At 40.8% G+C, this 20200-nt stretch carries 24 protein-coding genes; 1 reads left to right on the plus strand and 23 read right to left on the minus strand.

The annotated features are described in order from the left end of the window. Positions 1-2 precede the first annotated feature (2 nt). From aroC to ACOSV2_RS07635, 17 genes are all read right to left on the minus strand, one after another. Complete coding sequence (gene aroC, locus ACOSV2_RS07555; protein WP_428974612.1) at positions 3-1175, minus strand: chorismate synthase; 1173 nt, start codon at positions 1173-1175, stop codon at positions 3-5. A gap of 214 nt (positions 1176-1389) precedes the next feature. Then, a complete protein-coding gene (locus tag ACOSV2_RS07560; protein WP_428974613.1) occupies positions 1390-2163 on the minus strand; it encodes a CheR family methyltransferase in 774 nt (257 codons plus the stop codon). A 147-nt stretch (positions 2164-2310) separates the two neighbouring features. Then, a complete protein-coding gene (ndk, locus tag ACOSV2_RS07565; RefSeq protein WP_034758349.1) occupies positions 2311-2757 on the minus strand; it encodes a nucleoside-diphosphate kinase in 447 nt (148 codons plus the stop codon). A gap of 102 nt (positions 2758-2859) precedes the next feature. Then, complete coding sequence (gene hepT / locus ACOSV2_RS07570; protein ID WP_428974614.1) at positions 2860-3822, minus strand: heptaprenyl diphosphate synthase component II; 963 nt, start codon at positions 3820-3822, stop codon at positions 2860-2862. A 27-nt stretch (positions 3823-3849) separates the two neighbouring features. Further along, positions 3850-4551, minus strand: a complete 702-nt coding sequence (locus tag ACOSV2_RS07575; RefSeq protein WP_428974615.1) for a demethylmenaquinone methyltransferase — start codon at positions 4549-4551, stop codon at positions 3850-3852. A 6-nt stretch (positions 4552-4557) separates the two neighbouring features. Further along, positions 4558-5391 carry a heptaprenyl diphosphate synthase component 1 gene (locus tag ACOSV2_RS07580; RefSeq protein WP_428974616.1) on the minus strand — a complete coding sequence of 278 codons (834 nt, stop codon included), beginning with the start codon at positions 5389-5391 and terminating at the stop codon, positions 4558-4560. Between the two features lie 198 nt (positions 5392-5589). Beyond that, complete coding sequence (gene mtrB, locus ACOSV2_RS07585) at positions 5590-5811, minus strand: trp RNA-binding attenuation protein MtrB (protein ID WP_428974617.1); 222 nt, start codon at positions 5809-5811, stop codon at positions 5590-5592. 13 nt (positions 5812-5824) lie between these two features. Beyond that, positions 5825-6391: a GTP cyclohydrolase I FolE gene (gene folE / locus ACOSV2_RS07590; RefSeq protein WP_113970710.1), complete on the minus strand. Its 567-nt coding sequence runs from the start codon at positions 6389-6391 to the stop codon at positions 5825-5827. A 227-nt stretch (positions 6392-6618) separates the two neighbouring features. Continuing rightward, entirely contained in the window at positions 6619-6891 is a 273-nt protein-coding gene (locus tag ACOSV2_RS07595; protein ID WP_169213765.1) for an HU family DNA-binding protein, read from the minus strand. Positions 6892-7528: 637 nt separating this feature from the next. Continuing rightward, on the minus strand, positions 7529-9007 hold the full coding sequence (spoIVA, locus tag ACOSV2_RS07600; protein WP_428974618.1) for a stage IV sporulation protein A: 1479 nt from the start codon (positions 9005-9007) through the stop codon (positions 7529-7531). A gap of 253 nt (positions 9008-9260) precedes the next feature. Then, positions 9261-9971, minus strand: coding sequence for a hypothetical protein (locus ACOSV2_RS07605; RefSeq protein ID WP_397553523.1), 711 nt, complete (start codon positions 9969-9971; stop codon positions 9261-9263). A 31-nt stretch (positions 9972-10002) separates the two neighbouring features. Continuing rightward, complete coding sequence (locus ACOSV2_RS07610) at positions 10003-10203, minus strand: DUF2768 domain-containing protein (RefSeq protein WP_181778207.1); 201 nt, start codon at positions 10201-10203, stop codon at positions 10003-10005. 355 nt (positions 10204-10558) lie between these two features. Then, the gene (locus ACOSV2_RS07615; RefSeq protein WP_428974619.1) at positions 10559-11605 is read right to left on the minus strand and encodes an NAD(P)H-dependent glycerol-3-phosphate dehydrogenase; all 1047 of its coding nucleotides are present in this window, start codon (positions 11603-11605) and stop codon (positions 10559-10561) included. 16 nt (positions 11606-11621) lie between these two features. Beyond that, positions 11622-12932, minus strand: coding sequence for a ribosome biogenesis GTPase Der (gene der / locus ACOSV2_RS07620; RefSeq protein ID WP_113970715.1), 1311 nt, complete (start codon positions 12930-12932; stop codon positions 11622-11624). Between the two features lie 174 nt (positions 12933-13106). Continuing rightward, complete coding sequence (locus tag ACOSV2_RS07625; protein ID WP_428974620.1) at positions 13107-13298, minus strand: capping complex subunit for YIEGIA; 192 nt, start codon at positions 13296-13298, stop codon at positions 13107-13109. Further along, complete coding sequence (locus ACOSV2_RS07630; protein WP_428974621.1) at positions 13295-14191, minus strand: YIEGIA family protein; 897 nt, start codon at positions 14189-14191, stop codon at positions 13295-13297. Before ACOSV2_RS07630 ends, ACOSV2_RS07625 begins: the two co-directional genes overlap by 4 nt. Continuing rightward, complete coding sequence (locus tag ACOSV2_RS07635; RefSeq protein ID WP_428974622.1) at positions 14188-14805, minus strand: YphA family membrane protein; 618 nt, start codon at positions 14803-14805, stop codon at positions 14188-14190. Before ACOSV2_RS07635 ends, ACOSV2_RS07630 begins: the two co-directional genes overlap by 4 nt. A 100-nt stretch (positions 14806-14905) precedes the next feature. Between ACOSV2_RS07635 and ACOSV2_RS07640 the strand changes: the two genes are divergently transcribed. Beyond that, a complete protein-coding gene (locus ACOSV2_RS07640; protein ID WP_428974623.1) occupies positions 14906-15037 on the plus strand; it encodes a YpzI family protein in 132 nt (43 codons plus the stop codon). 577 nt (positions 15038-15614) lie between these two features. On the opposite strand, the gene fni is transcribed toward ACOSV2_RS07640, so the two are convergent. The 6 genes from fni to ACOSV2_RS07670 form a co-directional block, all read right to left on the minus strand. Beyond that, positions 15615-16673 carry a type 2 isopentenyl-diphosphate Delta-isomerase gene (fni, locus tag ACOSV2_RS07645; protein ID WP_428974624.1) on the minus strand — a complete coding sequence of 353 codons (1059 nt, stop codon included), beginning with the start codon at positions 16671-16673 and terminating at the stop codon, positions 15615-15617. A gap of 12 nt (positions 16674-16685) precedes the next feature. Next, positions 16686-17819, minus strand: coding sequence for a 30S ribosomal protein S1 (rpsA, locus tag ACOSV2_RS07650; protein ID WP_113970731.1), 1134 nt, complete (start codon positions 17817-17819; stop codon positions 16686-16688). 120 nt (positions 17820-17939) lie between these two features. Continuing rightward, entirely contained in the window at positions 17940-18521 is a 582-nt protein-coding gene (locus ACOSV2_RS07655; RefSeq protein ID WP_428974625.1) for a lysophospholipid acyltransferase family protein, read from the minus strand. 1 nt (position 18522) lies between these two features. After that, positions 18523-19191 carry a (d)CMP kinase gene (gene cmk, locus ACOSV2_RS07660; RefSeq protein ID WP_428974626.1) on the minus strand — a complete coding sequence of 223 codons (669 nt, stop codon included), beginning with the start codon at positions 19189-19191 and terminating at the stop codon, positions 18523-18525. Positions 19192-19291: 100 nt separating this feature from the next. Then, positions 19292-19489, minus strand: a complete 198-nt coding sequence (locus ACOSV2_RS07665; RefSeq protein WP_258549518.1) for a YpfB family protein — start codon at positions 19487-19489, stop codon at positions 19292-19294. Between the two features lie 43 nt (positions 19490-19532). Then, complete coding sequence (locus ACOSV2_RS07670; protein WP_428974627.1) at positions 19533-20180, minus strand: flagellar brake protein; 648 nt, start codon at positions 20178-20180, stop codon at positions 19533-19535. Between the last annotated feature and the right edge of the window lie 20 nt (positions 20181-20200).

Below are 20200 nucleotides of genomic sequence, written 5' to 3' on the forward strand. Positions count from 1 at the left end.
CATTAATACTCCTTGGACTCTTGACGTTGTCTAATGATATCTTCATGGAGCTTATCGAATTGATCACTATGGAATTGTTCCACGATAGCAGAAGCAAGTTCCCACGCCACTACGGCCTCTGCCACTACGCTTGCAGCCGGTACCGCACAGCTATCGGATCTCTCGATACTTGCTTTAAATGGTTCTTTTGTTTCGATATCCACGCTTTGTAATGGTTTATACAGGGTTGGGATAGGCTTCATGACTCCTTTAACCCGGATAGGCATACCTGTCGTCATACCGCCTTCAAAGCCGCCTAATCGATTTGTTTTACGGTAGTACCCCCGTTCTTCACTCCAGGCTATTTCATCATGTACTTCACTACCCGGCTTTCGCGCCATTTCAAATCCTAAGCCGAATTCGACCCCTTTAAATGCATTGATACTCATGACGGCCATGGCAATCTTCGCATCAAGCTTACGGTCATAATGGACATAGCTACCGACTCCTGAAGGCATCCCTTCAACGATGACTTCAACCACACCACCAATGGAATCTCCATTATTCTTCGCTTCATCTATTAAGTCCATCATTTTCTGTGCAGCTTCTTTATCCAGGCAACGGACCGGAGAATCTTCTGTTATATCTCTTAGTTCATTTATAGAATCATAGTGTAGTTTCTCTGCTTTAATTCCACCAATTTCAAGAACATGACCTACAACTTCGATACCTAATAGCTTTAGTAGCTTTTTCGCGACGGCACCTGCAGCAACTCTTACAGTGGTTTCTCTGGCTGATGACCTTTCTAATACATTCCGCAGGTCCCTATGTCCATATTTCATACCACCGACAAGGTCTGCATGTCCTGGTCTTGGTCTTGAAATCTTTCTCTTTACCTCTTCTTCTTCTCCAGGCTCCAGAGGTTCGATGCCCATCACTTTGGTCCAGTGAGTCCAGTCTCTATTCTCCACAACCAGTCCTAAAGGAGAACCCAGAGTATATCCATGTCTCACTCCTCCAACGATCGATGCCTGATCTTTCTCTATCTGCATCCTCCGGCCCCGGCCATAGCCTTTTTGCCTTCTTGCCAGATTATCATTGATATCCCCTGCTTCTAAAGGCATTCCTGCAGGCAGCCCTTCAATGATGGTCGTTAATTGTGGTCCATGTGATTCTCCAGATGTTAAGTATCTCATTCACTTTCCCCCTTCAACTCGTTAAAGAATTATGTACCAATATAACATAGAATTCAGATCATTTCCTAGCCCTTAAGTTTAAAAAATTTTCTAAAAAGCTCTCTTATATAGAAAAAAACGATGTAACCCAACATATTTGGACTTTTAAACTGTATCGTTTCTAAAAAAGCAAGCGTACAGCCGTCCAGTAAATGTAAGGTCGACATCGTAAATTTTAGATTTTTTTATAGAAGAATGTGTCTTCTGTCTCGAATCCGTATTGGGATGGGTTGAAGATTTGTTCGGTACTCCCGACAAAAAGCACACCGCCGGGTCTCAGTGAGGCATTGAATTTTTTATATAATAGGTTTTTCGCTTCCTCCGTGAAATAAATTAACACATTTCTGCAAACAATCAAGTCGTAGTTCCCCTCAAATGGGTCTGACAGCAGGTTCTGCTGCTTGAAAGTCACGTTTTTCCTGATCTCTTCATTCAATTTGTACAAGGAGCCTTCCTGAGTGAAATAACGGGCTTTCATTACGGAGGGGACCTCATTCAGCGATCGTTCAGGGTAGAGACCGTTCCTTGCACGTTGAATGGCATTTTTATCGATATCAGTCGCGGTGATGGTCCGTCCTGAAAGAGTCATGTGTTCCGACAGCATCATGGCGATAGTGTACGGCTCTTCCCCCGTAGAACAAGCTGCGCTCCATATTTTAAGTGTTTTGTTTTCCTGTAGAAGTCTGGGAAGGATTTTAGTCTCGAGAACTTCCCACCGTTTGTAGTTTCGATAAAACTCTGAAACATTGATCGTCATTCGATCGAGAAACTCTTCCATTTCTTCGCTGTCACGGTTCAGCTTACTGAAGAAATCTTGAAAACTACCGAAGCCCTTTTTTTCATACAGTGCCGTTAATCTCCGTTTCATTTGAGCTTCTTTGTAAAGGGAAAGATCAATTCCCGTTTTTCTTTTTATCCCTTGAATAAATTCCAGATAATCATTTGACATAATGACCCACTCACTTTGCTACATTAAAGGTATAAGACTATATGTATTATATCGAACGCTATACAGAAAAGTTAAATCCTATTCAATAGAAAAGGCAAGTCGCCTTATCACGACTTGCCCTAAAAAATCTTATTTGTTTAACAGGTATTAATAAACCCACTCGTTCATTAATTTAGAATACTCTACCAGTTCTTCTTCTTTGAAGAATAAGCCGATTTCTCTAACAGCGCTTTCGGCAGAGTCAGATCCGTGGATGATATTCTTTCCGACTGTCAAGCCGAAATCACCGCGGATTGTTCCAAGTGCAGCATCCTTAGGGTTTGTTGCTCCCATCATTCCACGAGCTGTCGTGATAACGTTTTCACCTTGCCAAACCATTGCAAATACAGGTCCAGAAGTAATGAAGTCAACAAGCTCCCCAAAGAATGGTCTTTCCTTGTGCTCACCGTAGTGTTCTTCAGCAAGCTCATTTGAAATGCTCATCAGCTTTGCCCCTACTAATTGAAAGCCCTTTTTTTCAAAACGTGATACGATATCACCGATTAACCCTCTTTGTACGCCGTCCGGTTTTACCATTAAAAATGTCTTTTCCATCTTCCCCACTCCTAAATATGTATGTATAGAAGTCCTAAGGACATCCCACGAAAATAGTAACACTGATTGGGGGTTTTGGCAACGTTTCCATTTTAAATTTTCTTAATATTTTCTCTTGCCAATAAAGTTTGCGATATTCTTCAATGTTTTCTTCACGCGGTTGTATGGGAGATGATCCAGATCTTCCAACGCTCTGTCTAAGTACATCCTACTAAGCTGATGGGATCGATCTATGGCATCGGTCGCTAAGATGGACGAAATGATTTCTCTCATCTCTTCAGGAGAAGTATATTCATTCACTCTTTCAATCCTCGTTTTAAGTTCAGGGTTTTCCATCGCATATAAGATCGGAAGGGTGATATTACCTTGCCACAAGTCACTGCCGGCGGGCTTACCCAGTTCTTCCTCACTTGCTGTAAGATCTAAAATATCATCTGTAATTTGAAAGCTCATTCCCACATTATAACCAAATCGGTATAAGCGACGATGAATTTCTTCAGGAGCACCGGAAGAAATGGCACCGATCTGGCAGCTTACAGCAATAAGCAGAGCCGTTTTACGCTTGATTCTAAGGAGGTAATCCCTCAGATTTTGATCAAATCGATATTTATCTTTTATTTGAGCAATTTCACCCTTACATACTTCAACAATGGTGTGTGAAAGTATTTGATGTGCTTCAGGCGCTTTAATATTCGTCATATACTCGAGAGCTCGTGCAAAGATGTAATCTCCGGTGTACATGGCAATACGATTGTCCCATTGAGCTTTAATCGTTGGCTTTCCTCTTCTTAACTCTGCATCATCGATCACGTCATCGTGAACAAGGGATGCCATATGAATTAACTCCAAAGCCACTGCTACATTTTTCACAATGTTGATATCATATTGTCCGAATTTTGCAGAGAGCAAGACAAAAACAGGTCTGATTCTTTTACCACCTGCTTGCAGAAGGTGAAGGGATGCCTCTTGTAAAAGTTGTGATTCTGACTCAATCGCAACTTCCAGTTCCTTTTCAATTTCATCAATATCCGTTTTAAGAAACGAATACATCCTGTTTAGCTTCATAGTTTTTCCACCTAATTTACGAATTTCTTACTTTCTGCCTGAATGCATGGCAGCCACTCCGCCACTATATGGTTTCACATGTATATCTTTAAAGCCGGCTTCTTCAAACATATCAGCAAGCTCCTTCATCCCTGGGAAATCTCTGGCTGATTCCTGAAGCCATGAATATTCATTAAAGCTCTTGGCAAAGATCTTTCCGAACAGAGGCATCACGAAACGAAAGTATGCGTAATACATCTGTTTGAAACCGATCATGGTTGGTTGAGAGGTTTCAAGGCAAACAGCCATCCCTCCTGGTTTCACGACACGATTCATTTCTTTTAAGACATGGAGGTAGTCCGGAACATTCCGTAAGCCAAAGCCAATTGTGACATAATCAAAGGTATTATCGTCAAAAGGCAGCTCCATTGCATTTCCATGGATCAGCTCAATGTTGTTCAATGGGGATCGTTTCACTTTCTCTTCACCAATAGAAAGCATATTTTGGCTGAAATCCAGCCCCACTACCTTGCCGGTTTCTCCGACTTTCTCTCCGATGGCTAACGTCCAATCCGCCGTTCCACAGCAAACGTCCAGTGCCTTTGAGCCTGGCTTCACATCCATATGCTTCATGGTATCTTTTCTCCATTTTTTATGCTGTTGGAAACTGATTACCGAATTCATCTTATCATAATTGGAATATATTTTTTCAAATACTCCGTGGACTTTTTGTTCTTTGGACTGCTGCATTTCGATTTACCCTTCTTCCGCATATAGTTTGGTCATAGGTTCAGGCTCAGCATAAGGTAAGAGCTCTACAATCAGCTTTTTAAAATATGGTGTTACCGGTTCTATGTTCTCTAACTGTGTTTGAATGGTTTTCTTCGTTGAGGAAATTAATTTATCCACCCTTGAAAGCAAATGTCTGGACTCTTCTTTCGTTAGCTTTAAAGATGGTGTTTCACTGGCTGATTCGAAGGTTAAAGTCGACAACGCTTTTATAAAGCTCGTATTCTGCGAGTGTTCTATACAAATTCTTTCTTGAACGAGCTTCTTGTATAAAAGGGCTTGCTCTACAATCCGGATCCATTTGTCATCTTCAAAAAAACGAAAGAATTTTGAAACGATCGCTGATTCTCTTGTCTTCAAGTTTGACATTAGCCCATCAAGGTTTTGATGTTCCTCTTTATAAATGGAAATTTTGCTTTCGTTGATTTCTTTTATCGCCTTGGCTAATACTGCGATAAGATCCACATCATCTGTGTCGGCAAGGATTTTATAGTAAAGGCTGCTGAAGTATACTCCTGCAAGTACCGTAAGCTGCCTCTCTTTCAATGGATCAAGCTCAGAGATTGTAACCTTTTCATGGGTATCAAGGGCTATCTGCAATAGCATGGCAGTCGAAATCCACTGTACAACTTCTTTATTCAAGGTCCGTCCCTCACTTACAAAAGGAAGGAGCAGGAAATAAATCCGATCCCGATCAATGTAAGGCTGATCGATATATTCCTTTAAGTAAGAGTGATGCAGCTGCTCTTCTATGTATTGATGAATGATATTCGCTTGATGGTTACAATCAATGAATTTCATACCCTTTAATCCCCATTTCTACTATGTATCGGTCTAAAAATTTCAGCAATAGATATTATACCATAAAATCCTCAACAATAGGGAAACAGTCTTGCCCTCCCTATTTAGCTTTAGTATAACAAAGGGGACGACTACGAAGTTCAACTACCCATAGTCAGTCCCGCCTGTATCTTCTCTGGAACGTAAATGCTCAGAGGATTATTTCTTGTTATCACTTTCGACTTCCCCGTAACTTGTAACGATGGTTGCTTTTCCTCTAACTTTAATCGCCGAGGTATGGTCTGTAAACTGAGCAATCATGACTTCACCTTTATCAAGCTTTTCTGAATGATGAAATCGGGTATCTGTCCCTCTTGTCAGCCCGATCACGTTCACACCATCTTCAATCGCCTTAATCACAATATAATCATTTGTATTCATCCTTGGCTCACTCCTAATTCTTTATAAAAGAAAGAACTTCGCTTCGTGCTTGAGGGTCTTCTTTAAACGAGCCCCTTACCGCAGTGGTCACTGTACTTGAACCAGGCTTCTTTACACCTCTCATTGTCATGCACATATGCTCAGCTTCAACCACTACCATTGCACCATAAGGCTCAAGGGTTTCCATGATCGTATCAGCCACTGTCGAAGTGATTCTTTCTTGCAGCTGAGGTCGTTTAGCAACAGATTCAACGGCCCTTGCCAGTTTACTAAGTCCGGCCACTCTTCCGTTTCTGGGAATATATGCTACATGAGCTTTACCGTAGAAAGGTACCAAGTGGTGTTCACACATCGAATAAAAAGGAATATCCTTCACAAGCACCAGCTCTTCATGCTCTTCACTGAATATTGTTTCAAAGTATTCTTTCGGATCGTGACCGATTCCCGAAAATACTTCTGCATACATTTTCGCCACACGCTTTGGTGTATCTAATAAACCTTCTCTATTAGGATTCTCTCCAATAGCTTCTAATATTAATCGAACTGCTTCTTCTATTTGGCCATGATTGACTTGTGCCATTATGTTGCCCTCCTAAAATACTTAAAGAAATAGTAACATTGTTAATATTAGCACAAGCCTATAATGTCATCAAAGACTAGTGCTTTAGAAGTTTTATAATAATATAAAACTTCCATTAAAGGAATAAAACTTCGTACATATTTTAAGGAGAAATAACCACACTATAAATGAATAGCAAAAAAGGCCGCATAAATATGCGACCTTTTCTATACGCTCAAAGTATGTAATTATTTTACAGCTTCTTTAAGCGCTTTACCTGGTTTGAAAGCAGGTACTTTGCTAGCTGAGATTTCGATCTCTTCACCTGTTTGTGGGTTGCGACCTTTACGGGCTGCACGCTCACGTACTTCGAAGTTACCGAATCCGATTAATTGTACTTTATCACCGTTTGCAAGTGAATCTTGAATTGTATCGAAAACAGCGTCAACCGCTTTGGTAGCGTCCTTCTTAGATAGCTCAGCAGCTTCTGCAACAGCATTGATTAGTTCTGTCTTGTTCATGCCATTCACCTCCTCCCAAGGAAATGTCTCAGTCATGATTCATTTACTTTAATATCATTAGTAAACAAGTTTAGCGGATTCTATACATAAAGTGTAGAAAAAACGCTTGAAAACGTTGCTGAATCAATATTCAACAACAATTCTGTTAAAAGATTATCACAATAGATTAACCTTAGCAAGAACAAATCAAGAAATAATGGGAATCTTTTCTTATTTGAAACACAAATGTAATAGAATCCCTTCAAAGCCCTTTATCCTTGCCGTCTATTCAACCTATCACTTCTTTTCGATGACTGCAACTAATACCCTCTCCTCTTTGGGTACTCTATCTTACTTCCCAACCTTGAAATCCCTTAAACATCTCCTCCCCTATTTTCATCCAGTATGAATATCCACCAGGTTGCAATGTCCTGAAATTCACATGGCATAAACCTTTATATATCAAGGTTTGAGGACCTCCCTCTGCTTTTTTACACCTTTATCGTCCCAGCTACAAATTTATGAAGTCACAATGTGAAAATCAGCAATTAAAAGCCGGATTCTCACAAGAAAATTCAGAGGTTCAATATAAAAATGAAAAATTTCAAAGAAACAAAACAAAACAAAAAAAGACCCTCCTAAGAAGGTCCAAAGACATTTATAATATGATGGCGATCAATCCACCTGATCCCTCGTTGATGATTCTTTCCAACGTATCTTTGAGTTTATATCTTGCATTCTCAGGCATTAAGGAAAGTTTCGCTTGGATTCCCTCTCTTACAATGGAACTTAAGCTTCTGCCGAAAATATCGGAATTCCAAATCGATAGCGGGTCATCTTCGAAATCCTGCATTAAATAGCGCACCAGTTCTTCGCTCTGTTTTTCTGTACCGATAATCGGTTCGAACTTGGACTGTACATCCACTTTGATCATATGGATGGATGGTGCTACTGCTTTCAAGCTGACTCCGAATCTTGAACCCTGCCTGATGATTTCCGGTTCATCCAGACTCATATCATTCAACGAAGGCGCTGCGATGCCATATCCCGTCTGCTTCACCATTCTCAATGCATCTGAAACCTGGTCGTATTCCGCTTTTGCATGAGCGAAGTCCTGCATTAATTCCAGGAGATGATCTTTACCGCGAATTTCCACCCCTACAATCTCCTTCAGTACTTCATCATACAGTTCGTCAGGAGCGTACAGGTCAATTTCTGCAATTCCTTGCCCCATATCAATGCCGGCAAGCCCTGCCCGTTCGATATGATCAAATTCACTGAAGTAATGAACAACTCGATCCACATCCCGCAGTCGTTTAATGTCCTTTACCGTTTCTTTCACAGCTTCCTGATAGTTCTGTCTTAGCCAGTGCTCTTCTTTCAGAACCATTACCCAGCTTGGAAGATTCACATTCACTTCAAGTACCGGGAATTCAAATAGTGCTTCTCTTAACACGTTGAGGACATCTGAGTCTCTCATGCTCTCCACACTCATGGCGAGAACTGGAATGTCATATTTATCTTGAAGTTTCACTCTTAGGTCTTCTGTCTCAGGAGCATGAGGTCTCGCCGAGTTGATGACCATGATAAATGGTTTACCTACTTCTTTCAGTTCCTCAATGACTCTCTCTTCCGCTTGGATGTAATCGCCTCTGCCAATTTCCCCGATGGAACCGTCGGTTGTCACCACAACTCCGATCGTGGAATGTTCCTGAATGACCTTACGCGTACCGATTTCGGCCGCTTCATGGAATGGTATAGGCTCTTCATACCATGGGGTATTGATCATCCTAGGTCCATTTTCATCCTCGTACCCTTTTGCACCCGGGACCGTATATCCCACACAATCTACCAATCTAATATTCACTTCGAGGCCTTCATCGACGTGAACAGAGATGGCTTGATTAGGAACAAACTTCGGTTCTGTCGTCATGATGGTCCTGCCTGCTGCACTTTGGGGTAATTCATCCTGCGCTCTTGCACGTTCTGATTCACTGGCTATGTTAGGAAGGACCACAAGTTCCATGAACTTCTTGATGAATGTTGATTTTCCTGTTCTAACTGCTCCTACCACACCTAAATAGATATCTCCGCCTGTTCTTTCGGCAATGTCCTTAAATAGATCGACTCTTTCCAAGAGATTCCCTCCCATCTTATATTCCAGGGATGTTTCATCCGTGTATTCTGTCTCTCAATCTATATTTATGATGTTGTCCCAATGACTTATGACTATTAATATGCTTTTTTTCCCCCCTTATGATTAAAAGTATAAAAATTTATTATGTCTTTAGCATTTATGATCATTAGTTTTGATGAAATTTCCCTATAAAGGATGACATAAAAATAATAACCCTTCCCTTACAATATATTTTGTAAGAAAAGGGTTATGCCTATTTTGTCATAAAGACAGGTTCGTTATTTTCATCTACCGTATAAGGTAAAGAATAAGCCGGGACAAAAAAAGTGTCCTCGACAAGTAAATTCCGGATATCTTCACCAGGCTTTAGTTCTTTATCAGTCGATTTGATCTGTTCAAATAAGTCCATAGAGTAATCTACAAATATGTCACCGTCACCATTGATGACAAGGGGAAGGTTCTTGTTTGAGTAGGGGCTATTTACATACACATCACCATCATACCCCAGCTCTTTATAATTCAATGTATAGACATTATTGGCTACTTCCTCTTTAAATGGCGGGTAGCCTTGAGCCTCTATTCTGATTTTCAATTCCCTTATTTGTTCCGCCAGCCGCAGATCAAAGATCTTGACTTGAGGATCTTCCTCCACGTCAGTCAGAACATATTGAAAAACCCCACCGTTTTCGAAAGCATTTCCCGGAATCTCTGCTAAGTACTGAGGTGAAAGCTTTCTGAAATCAATTGGATACTTCTGATAAATGGGTGTATCCTGGTCTCGGGTTTTAATTGGCAGCAACCCATTATTGTCCTTCTGATAGGTTACGACGGCATCTTGTACAGCCTTCACCTGCGTTTCATAAGGGATCTGGTTCTGACTAAGCTTTTCCTCGGGGTACATACATCCCGAAAGAATACTTATAGTTAAAATAAGAAGAAATGCAATTAAACCTAAGCGTTTCAATCTAAAAACGTCCTTTCAATCGGACCGCAACCTAATTGGTCGGTCCACTAAATACAATATAGATCATCATAAGTCCGCCGGCAATCATCATTATATATGCCATGAATGCTGTAATAAAACGCAGGAATCTCTGCTTGATCTTATACCTGCTGAAATAAATCGTTAATATGGCAAAAAACATGAATCCCATCGATGCAAACGAAATCCACATCTTCATCATTGAATCCATCATACATCCCTCCAGTTATCGAATGTATTATATCATAAGATTTTTACAAAAGAATAGAAAAGAATGGTTGTTCAATAATCTGTTACAAACCTCAAGATGTACCTATACGGACTTACCCGGGCAGAGATTATCAAAAAAAAGAGCTTCCCAAGTATTTTAGCATCATTGAACTGATGTCAAAATACTTGAGCTGCTCTAAACAAAGCGAGACCTACCCATCCATAGGCAAAGCTGTATATATTCATGACAGTGTATGCAACAGGGGCGCACTTCGCATCCTCGAATGCCTATTATTCCAAGATTAATTCATTGTTTCGAAAGAATGTTTAGTCATGCATTCTATCGTAAAAAAATCAGGTTAATTTAATCGCTCTCCAAGAATGTTGACGAGGTCTTCCATTTCGTTTGTCTTTCCACGTCCCATTAAGTGGTCTACCGCTTCTTTCGCTTCTACTTTATTGAATAGCACATCATACAAAGCGTTGGTAATGGGCATATTCACTTCATACTTGTCTGCTAACTGATGAGCAGCTTTCGTTGTGCGTACGCCCTCTACGACCATCCCCATATTGTCCAGGACCTCATCAAGGTTATGACCCTTACCAAGCATGTTTCCCGCTCTCCAGTTTCTTGAATGTACGCTTGTACATGTAACGATCAGATCACCGATGCCTGTTAAACCTGAAAATGTTAAGGGGTTTGCTCCCATCTTGGTTCCCAGACGGGCTATTTCTGCAAGTCCCCTCGTTATAAGAGCGGCTTTTGCATTATCTCCATATCCCAATCCGTCTGTAATTCCGGCTGCAAGGGCTATGATATTCTTTAAGGCTCCACCGATTTCAACGCCCAGCATATCGGGATTCGTATATACACGGAAATTCATGTTCATGAATAGGTCCTGAATCTCTTCAGCAGCTTTCATATCCTTAGAGGAAACGGTCACAGTCGTCGGGTGTCTTAAACTCACTTCTTCAGCGTGACTGGGTCCAGACAATACCACCACTGTATGTAAGTTATCAGGGGCCATTTCATCTTCAATCATCTCTGAGATTCTTAGAAGTGAATCAGGTTCAACCCCTTTACTCACATGAACAACGGTCAATGGTGCACGTTGAACCTCTTGAATTTGACCCAATACTCCACGGATCGCTTTCGTCGGTACAGCCAGAATGATTGTATCAACGCCATCTAAAGACTCACTAAGATCATGATAACCCTTGATGGAGTCCGGAAGCTTGACCTCTTTCAGGTACTTTTCGTTGGTATGTTGAGTATTAATTTCATCAATCTGTTCTTTTTTGTGTCCCCATAATCTTACTTCCAGTCCATTATCAGCCAGGACCATCGCAAGTGCCGTCCCCCAGCTTCCTGCGCCAACAACCGTTATTTTCTTTGAATTTTCCATTTTTACACCCACCTTATTATTTTCTTGCGCGAGCAATAATACGAATAGGAGTTCCTTCAAATCCAAATGCATCACGTATTCTATTTTCCAAGAATCGTTCGTATGAGAAGTGCATTAATTCAGGGTCATTCACAAATACCACGAATGTCGGAGGCTTCACAGCCACTTGCGTCGCATAGTAGATTCTGAGTCGCTTACCATTATCTGTAGGGGTAGGATTCATTGCTACTGCATCCATGACCACTTCATTCAACACGCTTGATTGTACTCGTAGTGCATGATTTTCACTTGCCGTATTAATGATTGGCAATAATGTATGAATGCGCTTCTTTGTTTTGGCAGATAGAAAAACGATTGGAGCATAATCAAGGAATTGAAAATGTTCTCGGATGTTCTTTTCCCATTTGTTCATGGTTTTCTCGTCTTTATCAACGGCATCCCATTTGTTCACGACGATCACGATTGCGCGACCTGCATCATGAGCATACCCGGCAATTTTTTTATCCTGCTCGATAATCCCTTCTTCTCCATCAATGACAGCTAAGACGACATCGGAACGTTCAATTGCTCTAAGAGCTCTTAACACACTGTATTTTTCAGTGGTTTCATACACTTTACCTCTTTTCCTCATACCTGCAGTATCAATGATGACATAATCCTGTCCATCATACGTGTAGGAGGAATCAATGGCATCCCGTGTCGTTCCTGCAACATTACTCACAATCACACGCTCTTCTCCCAATAAGGCGTTAACCAGGGAAGATTTCCCAACATTCGGACGACCAATTAATGAAAATTTGATCACATCTTCTGCATAGTCCTCTTCTTCTTCTTGTTTAAAGTTTTTCACAACATCATCAAGAAGGTCTCCTAACCCAAGACCATGAGAACCCGAAATTGGATACGGCTCCCCAAATCCAAGGGAGTAAAAATCATAAATCATTTCCCTCATTTCGGGATTATCAATTTTATTAATCCCTAATACGACCGGTTTCTTAGAGCGGTAAAGGATCTTGGCTACAATTTCATCTGCAGCTGTCACCCCTTCACGGCCATTCGTTAAAAATACAATCACATCCGCTTCATCAATGGCGATTTCAGCCTGCTGCCTGATTTGATCGAGGAATGGTTCATTCCCCAGTTCAATCCCACCTGTATCTATAATGTTAAATTCATGAGTCAGCCACTCAGCAGAACTATATATACGGTCTCTTGTTACACCAGGAACATCTTCAACTATGGATATTCTTTCTCCAACAATTCTATTAAAGATCGTGGACTTCCCAACGTTTGGACGCCCTACGATTGCTACTACTGGTTTTGTCACGTTATTCACCCTTTCTGTAAGAAGGTTATCCTATTCTTACATTTCCTCTTTTTATGCCTATTCAATCATCAATTGGAGCTATGCATAAGAAGGACTGGCCCTTAAGGTAATGTTTCCTTATGGGACAGTCCCCCCTAACTTAACTATTTTATCAATAAAAGAATAAACTAGCAATCAATGTTTTACAATGATAAATAGTCCTTCATCCAGTTCATGGGCAATGCCATCGAGAATTGCCTCTAAATTCGAACAGATCTTTTGCAATTCCTCATCTGTTTTACAATAAAAGACGCTTGTTCCACTTGGTACTTTTTCAGGTGATGTCGTAACCGTAGCGAGTATAAATTTTTGGATCGTTGTACTCATTCTAATTTACCACCCTCCTGATTCGCCTTCGATTCTGACGGCATTCTTATCGCATTTTCCAATGTCGGCACCTGCCCAAGAATGGCAATCGCTTTCTCTACATCCTTTCGCTGCGGGAGGACGAATACACCTATTCGACCATCGTCTAAATCCCTCTTGGCCAATGGCGTTAAAGCCGGTGTTCCTGAATCTTTAAATATCCCCAAGGAAGTAGACATATCATGAAGAATCGCTTGCCTTTGACCTAGATTCGCTACCGTCGATCTGGCATCGAATGATTTTGGGGAAAGAACAAACCCCATTCCATACTTTAAGATTTCTTCTTGTCTTACCTTTAATCCAATATTCATAATATAGATATTATCAACGTAAAGTCCTGGCCCATCAAAATGAGGCTTCACATATTCAATGTTAACGATATCCTTCAATCTGCCTCCAGCCATTAGTTTATGGGCAGCTAACATACATATCACACTGATCAGCAACGCTACATAGAAATTAAAGACAATATAAGCTAAAGTGGCTAACAGCGAAGTGAAAATAACCAGATAATTACGGCTTTCAAAGGCTACGGCAATCCCCTCGATGTATGTAGCCCCTCTAGGAACAAGTTCATATGCATCCAACTCTGTCAATGTGTTCCTCTCCATATTTCGCACATCCCGAAATTGAGACGCAGCCACGGTTAAGAAAGTAATCGCCGTGAAGTTCTCCTCCAGTAATGCAGGAATCGCGATGGTACCTAAGCCAGCCGCAATAAATCCAAGAGCAATATGTATAATCTTCCCATGCAAATAAGTGGGATATTGGCGATAGTCTGTACGCAGCATATATATTCTGGTTAATGTCCCAACTACTACTCCGAAGATGACCGGATACACATACTCATTCATAGATTCTTCATTTCCCCTTTGTTTGTTTGTACTTTGATGTTGAATAACTGATTTATGTCTTCAAACAACTTGATCGCTAAAAGAATTCCAGTCGAAATCGCCAGGACATCGAGATAAACAGGTCCACCGATGGGATATAGAAATCCTATATTCTTTAATGGGATGCTCATAAAAACTTCACCCACTATACTGCTCCCGGCAATAGCGATCATCCGGAGAATATATGAAGATGAGGTATAGAAGAGAATACTCAGGAAAGCAAGTGATACAGCCATTATAAGATCTCGATCCAAAAACATGAGAACAGGATCATAAATAGCTACTAACCCAATCCCAGCATAAAGCATCCCCATCGCCAGAATGGCTACAAGCATATATAATTTATCTTTCAAACTAAGAATTCTTATGTAATGTATACAGATTAGTCCTAAAACAATAACGGGTACGGCAACCTCAACAGAACTTACTTTCAATCCATATGGAAACACGCATATTAACACTAAACATATGAAGGAATAATGGAAACGATATGGGTGTGCCTTACTCATCATAAACGTCGTAAAAATCCAAATCCCCCAAATCAGCCATAAATACAGAATCCCATCCACCATCATTCACTCCCTCCTATTATCTACATTATGGAAAATTTTTATGTAACTCATTCATGTATGAATGATTTTCTCAAAGAAAAAATAAGAAAGGGAGGTGTTTATAATGGGTAAAGATCGTCAAGAAAAGAAACTAAAACAAAGCAAACGAGTCGAATCAGACAGGGACCAAGGCTTGCACCACAACGGAGCTACAAGCCTGCAAGGACCGGAAGAAGACAAAAAAGAACAGAGGTAACAAGAAAAGCGGAGGCGGCTTGGGTAGAGGCGACAAGCATAAGGCGAACATGCCGGAAAGGCGCTCTTTGCCTTTTTGGCATGTTTGACTTATGACCTCGAGCCTCTAGCCGCCGGAGCTGGACATCACGAAAAGCGGAAGGGGCTCGCCCTGGGGCGACAAGCATAAGACGAGTCACCCGGAAAGGCGCTCTTTGCCTTTTTGGGTGACTTGGCTTATGACCTCGAGCCCCAAGCCCCTGTAGCTGGACATCACGAAAAGCGGAGGCGGCTTGGGTAGAGGCGACAAGCATAAGGCGAACATGCCGGAAAGGCGCTCTTTGCCTTTTTGGCATGTTTGACTTATGACCTCGAGCCTCTAGCCGCCGGAGTAGACAAACAATAATTCAGCCGAAATTCTAAAAAATCCGGCCATTTTGAGTGATAATCCAGCGGAATTGTGCAGGAATCCGGCCGATTTTAACAAAAATCCAGCCGTTTTATGGGTTAATTCAGCCTATTTACAAAAATACCCAGCAATCCACAACTAATATCAAGCAACAAAAAAGAACGAATTCTCAAAAGAGAATTCGTTCTTTTTACTTATTAAACGTTCTATTGCTATAGCTTGCAGGATTCAACCCTCTAACATCCAGCCAATGAAACACGTCGCCTGACAACACGAGTGGAACGCTGTGAAGATCTTCTGGACGCCTGCACCCCAGCGCACTCATAAGGAATTTAATATCCGTATGAATTTGATTCACTTCTTCAATGGTGTCCTCAAGTCCTGAGTCTAATAGCTGCTTGAGAATGATTCCTGCCATTCCTACTGCAGATGATCCTAATCCTAGAGACTTAACGATGTCTAAGCTATTTTGGACACCACCTGAAGCTAGAACCGGCTTCCTGGATGTAGCATGACTTTCGGCAATCGAAATGGCAGTGGGTATACCCCAATCATCGAAGAATTCCAACATTCGTTTTCTGCGTTGATTTTCGATTTTTGAGAAGTTGGTACCACCGAATCCCCCCACATCAATGGCTGAAATGTTCGAGTGGGACAAGGATTCTGCAGTCTCTTTACTGATACCAAAACCCGTTTCTTTCACAATGACAGGTACTGGAATACTTTCAGCGATCTCCTGTATTCTGTCCATGGCCCCTCTGAAGTCCCTGTCACCTTCGGGCATGGTTAATTCTTGTATGACATTCAAGTGGATTTGCAACGCATCGGCGCTAATCATCTCTACGGCATCTTTTGCCTGTTGAACGGTTGCTTCACTTCCCAAATTCCCAAAAACGACGCCATTTGGATTATATTGACGAACGATTTCATACGTTTTTCGTTCAGAAGGGTCTTTAAGTGCGGACATTTGAGATCCGACAGCAATGGCCAGACCTGTTTCCCGTGCAAGAATCGTTAATTCTTCATTGATTTTAGAAGTTGATTCCCCACCGCCGCCTGTCATAGCATTTATGAAAATTGGCGAACTCCAATTAAGTTCGCCAATCTTTGCCTGCAGATGAACTTCATCCACTGCTATATTCGGTAAGCTTTGGTGGACAAAAGCAACTTCATCAAAACCTGTTCTTCGTTGTTGACCAGTTGATAAAGCGTAATTAATGTGGTCTTGCTTTCTTTGGGCTCTTGTCACTATTCATCACCATTACTTAAGATCTTTTAATTTGTCACCAATCATTTCACCTAATTGGAAGCCTGTATTTTCTTCAGGCATTTGATAATCAGTTATTTCTTCCTCTTTTTCTTCAAGAGATTTGATGCTTAAAGATAAACGTTGATCATTTTCATTTACATCCAATACCTTCACTTGTACTTCTTGGTTTTCCTGAAGGACTTCGTGCGGTGTACCGATATGCTTATGTGAAATTTGAGAGATGTGAACAAGACCTTCAACACCAGGTAACACTTCTACAAATGCTCCATATGAAACTAAGCGTTTAACCACACCGTCCAGAACACTGCCTTTAGGTGCCTTCTCTGAAATATTACTCCAAGGTCCTGGCAGGGTTTCTTTAATGGATAAAGAAATACGTTCATTGTCACGATCGACGCTTAGAACTTTCACCTGTACTTTTTGACCTTCAGTGACTACGTCAGAAGGCTTTTCTACGTGTTCGTGGGACAGTTGGGAGATATGCACCAATCCATCTACTCCACCAATGTCTACGAACGCTCCGAAATCTGTGATACGCTGAACTGTCCCTTCAAGAACAGCACCAGATTCAATATCCGTTAGAAGCTGCTTCTTCTGGTGTTGCTTTTCCGCTTCTACAACAGCGCGGTGGGATAAGATTAGACGATTTTTTTCCTGATCCAATTCCACAATCTTGAACGTCAATGTTTTATCCTTATAGTCCGAGAAATCCTCAACATAATAGTCCTCGACTAATGATGCAGGAACAAATCCTCTAACTCCAAGATCAACTACAAGTCCGCCCTTCACAACATCTTTGACTTCCGCTTCAAAGATGTCGCCATTTTCAAAGCGAACCTTCATTTCTTCCCATGCTTTTTCAGCATCTACTTTTCGTTTAGAAAGAACCAGAAGTTCTTCTTCAACTTTCGTCACGATTAACTCAAGTACATCCCCTTCACTGACTACATCAGAAGCTTTTTCGATATGAAGGCTTGAGAGTTCACTAATTGGAATGATGCCATCCACTTTGCTATCTTGAACGTCGACTAAGACCTGTTTCTCTTCAACCTTAGTGACTGTTCCTTTAACTTTTTCACCGATTTCAAGATTTTTCACTTCAATTCCATTCATGTCTTCCATTATGTACTCCTCCTTAATCCATGACTGCAAAGATTTTTGATAATTGCGAGACTTCACAATTTAAAATATTCTTTCTACTAACTTCTAATAAATACTACTTTTTGTCAAGCGAGAAAGCTCATATTATTCATGCTCATGTATTAGTTTTTCAATGTGCTGCATAATAATTTCAGTTGTTTTCTCTGCATTCAGTTTTTGTTCTCGAATGCCCTCCATAGCAATAGGCGGCCCGAATACGACCTTTAATTTCCTGAAAGGCTTATAGGGTCCAATGATTGCACAAGGTACAACGTAAGCCTCGGAACGAAGAGCAAAGAAACCTGCTCCTGCTAATCCCTTACCTATTTTACCTGTCTTACTTCTAGTACCCTCTGGGAACAGTCCTAAAACATCTCCTTGTTTAAGGACCTGCAAACCTTTCCTTAGTGCTTCCCGGTCACTCATTCCTCTTTTCACCGGGAATGCCCGTAAATCGGGTAATAGCTTACCGAGTACCGGGACACTGAAAAGCTCTTCTTTAGCCATAAATGAAACAGGTCTGGGAGCTGAAATCCCCACCACCGGGGGATCTAAGTTATCAATATGGTTTGTGCATAATAAGACTCCCCCCTCTTTAGGGAAATGCTCCAAACCTTTGACCTCAATGCGATAGAGAGGGGAAAGAATCGATTTTACGAGACCTCTAGCAAAGGAATACAAGTTCACATTAACCTTTCCTTTCTACTAACAGCATAATTTGATCCACTACTTCTGGGATGGATAGTGAAGTTGTATCTATTTCAGTTGCGTCGTCCGCTTTCTTAAGTGGAGCCACTTCTCTTTCTGAATCAATCTTGTCACGGAGGGCAATTTCAACTTTTAATTGTTCCAGATCTGAAGGGAATCCCTTCGAAAGGTTTTCTTCATGTCTTCTTTGGGCTCTTTCATCTACACTTGCCAGTAAAAACACTTTAATTTCAGCGTCGGGGATAACATGGGTCCCGATATCTCTTCCGTCCATTACAACAGCACCTTGTTTAGCCAACTGCTGTTGTCTGTTCACCATCTCTTCTCTAACTTGAGAATGGACGGCCACATGAGATACTGAATTGGTAACGGCGGCTTGACGGATTTCATCTGTCACATTTTCCCCGTCTACATATACAATTTGTCCATCATCAGTCGGTTCAAGCGTGATTTTTGTTTGAGCTAATAATTCCTTCAACCCATTTTCATCATGCAAGTCTATATTCAGATTCAAAGCTTTATATGTTAATGAACGGTACATCGCCCCAGTATCAATATAAAGATAAGATAATTTCCCTGCTACAATTTTCGCCACTGTACTTTTCCCTGCAGCTGCAGGACCATCGATCGCAATTCTTAATTTCTTCAACTAATCCACCTACTTAATTTCCTAATAATTTTCTTACCTATTTTAACATAAATCTCCCACCACGTTGAAAGAATCTTTATTCAAAAAAAAGAGCAGGCAACTAATTACCTGCTTTACCGGATAAGGTTTCGACTATTTCGCTGTATTCCATTTTTTCGACACCTTCATAAAAAACGATTTTATTCAGCTCCGGAAGGATATTTAATTCATGGATAACAAATTGGACTGCTATTAATAGAATGAAATGTATAATGACTAATTTGATTAATATTCGCTCAACGGATTTAATTGTTCTCACCCTTTTCCTATTTATAGAAAAAGTATGTGTATATTATGGAATTTTATTCAAGTAACCCTTTTTTTCGTAAGTTCAACTGTCGTTCAAAGCAAAATCTTAAAATAAGCTGTCGTTGATTTTCAGTTAAATGAACAAATTCTATGCTTGCAATTTTTTTGAGACTTTTTTCCCAGATGCGGATCACTTTACCTTCTATTTCTACATACTGGTTCTCACCGGTTTGCATGGGCAAAACGATGGTCGTAGATATGTTAGAACCACTTTTCAGGTCCATTCCTTCTTTCACCAATACCGCACATCCCCCTGCACTTATATCCTCTGTAATCGTTGGAAAATATCCATCGTTTATTTTTATTGAGATATCTGTGTTCGCTTCTACTCGGACAAATTGTCTTCTTTGGACCTTTTCTAAACCTTCCTCACCTGGATAATGAATGTGGATCATCGGTATTTTGGATAGTTTGCGTCCCTTCACTTCTGTTTCAAACATAAGTACAGTCTGCTCATTAACGTTGAAGCTTGCTTTAAGTTGTGTGCCATCTATTAAGAAAACGGCTTTCTCTGTTTTTGTATGAATAGGGTAATCGATATAAAGCCCTTCTTCGCCAATCTCAACGACCCGGCACCTATACCGCTCAAATGTATCATTATGTATCGGTTCCAACTGTAATGTGGTACCTGCTTTTATCATAGTGCAATACTCCCACTTTC

It is taken from the genome of Rossellomorea sp. DUT-2 (assembly GCF_052665285.1).

Bases quoted from the DNA above. Each gene is read 5' to 3' on its own strand.
- ACOSV2_RS07670 (WP_428974627.1), bottom strand. From the start codon at position 20,180: ATGATAAAAGCAGGTACCACATTACAGTTGGAACCGATACATAATGAT.
- ACOSV2_RS07630 (WP_428974621.1), bottom strand. From the start codon at position 14,191: ATGAATGAGTATGTGTATCCGGTCATCTTCGGAGTAGTAGTTGGGACA.
- ACOSV2_RS07580 (WP_428974616.1), bottom strand. From the start codon at position 5,391: ATGAAATTCATTGATTGTAACCATCAAGCGAATATCATTCATCAATAC.
- ACOSV2_RS07610 (WP_181778207.1), bottom strand. From the start codon at position 10,203: ATGATGGATTCAATGATGAAGATGTGGATTTCGTTTGCATCGATGGGA.
- ACOSV2_RS07615 (WP_428974619.1), bottom strand. From the start codon at position 11,605: ATGGAAAATTCAAAGAAAATAACGGTTGTTGGCGCAGGAAGCTGGGGG.
- ndk (WP_034758349.1), bottom strand. From the start codon at position 2,757: ATGGAAAAGACATTTTTAATGGTAAAACCGGACGGCGTACAAAGAGGG.
- ACOSV2_RS07595 (WP_169213765.1), bottom strand. From the start codon at position 6,891: ATGAACAAGACAGAACTAATCAATGCTGTTGCAGAAGCTGCTGAGCTA.
- mtrB (WP_428974617.1), bottom strand. From the start codon at position 5,811: ATGAATACAAATGATTATATTGTGATTAAGGCGATTGAAGATGGTGTG.
- ACOSV2_RS07640 (WP_428974623.1), top strand. From the start codon at position 14,906: ATGGGTAAAGATCGTCAAGAAAAGAAACTAAAACAAAGCAAACGAGTC.
- ACOSV2_RS07625 (WP_428974620.1), bottom strand. From the start codon at position 13,298: ATGAGTACAACGATCCAAAAATTTATACTCGCTACGGTTACGACATCA.
- folE (WP_113970710.1), bottom strand. From the start codon at position 6,391: ATGGCACAAGTCAATCATGGCCAAATAGAAGAAGCAGTTCGATTAATA.
- ACOSV2_RS07635 (WP_428974622.1), bottom strand. From the start codon at position 14,805: ATGATGGTGGATGGGATTCTGTATTTATGGCTGATTTGGGGGATTTGG.
- ACOSV2_RS07560 (WP_428974613.1), bottom strand. From the start codon at position 2,163: ATGTCAAATGATTATCTGGAATTTATTCAAGGGATAAAAAGAAAAACG.
- hepT (WP_428974614.1), bottom strand. From the start codon at position 3,822: ATGAAGCTAAACAGGATGTATTCGTTTCTTAAAACGGATATTGATGAA.
- ACOSV2_RS07575 (WP_428974615.1), bottom strand. From the start codon at position 4,551: ATGCAGCAGTCCAAAGAACAAAAAGTCCACGGAGTATTTGAAAAAATA.
- aroC (WP_428974612.1), bottom strand. From the start codon at position 1,175: ATGAGATACTTAACATCTGGAGAATCACATGGACCACAATTAACGACC.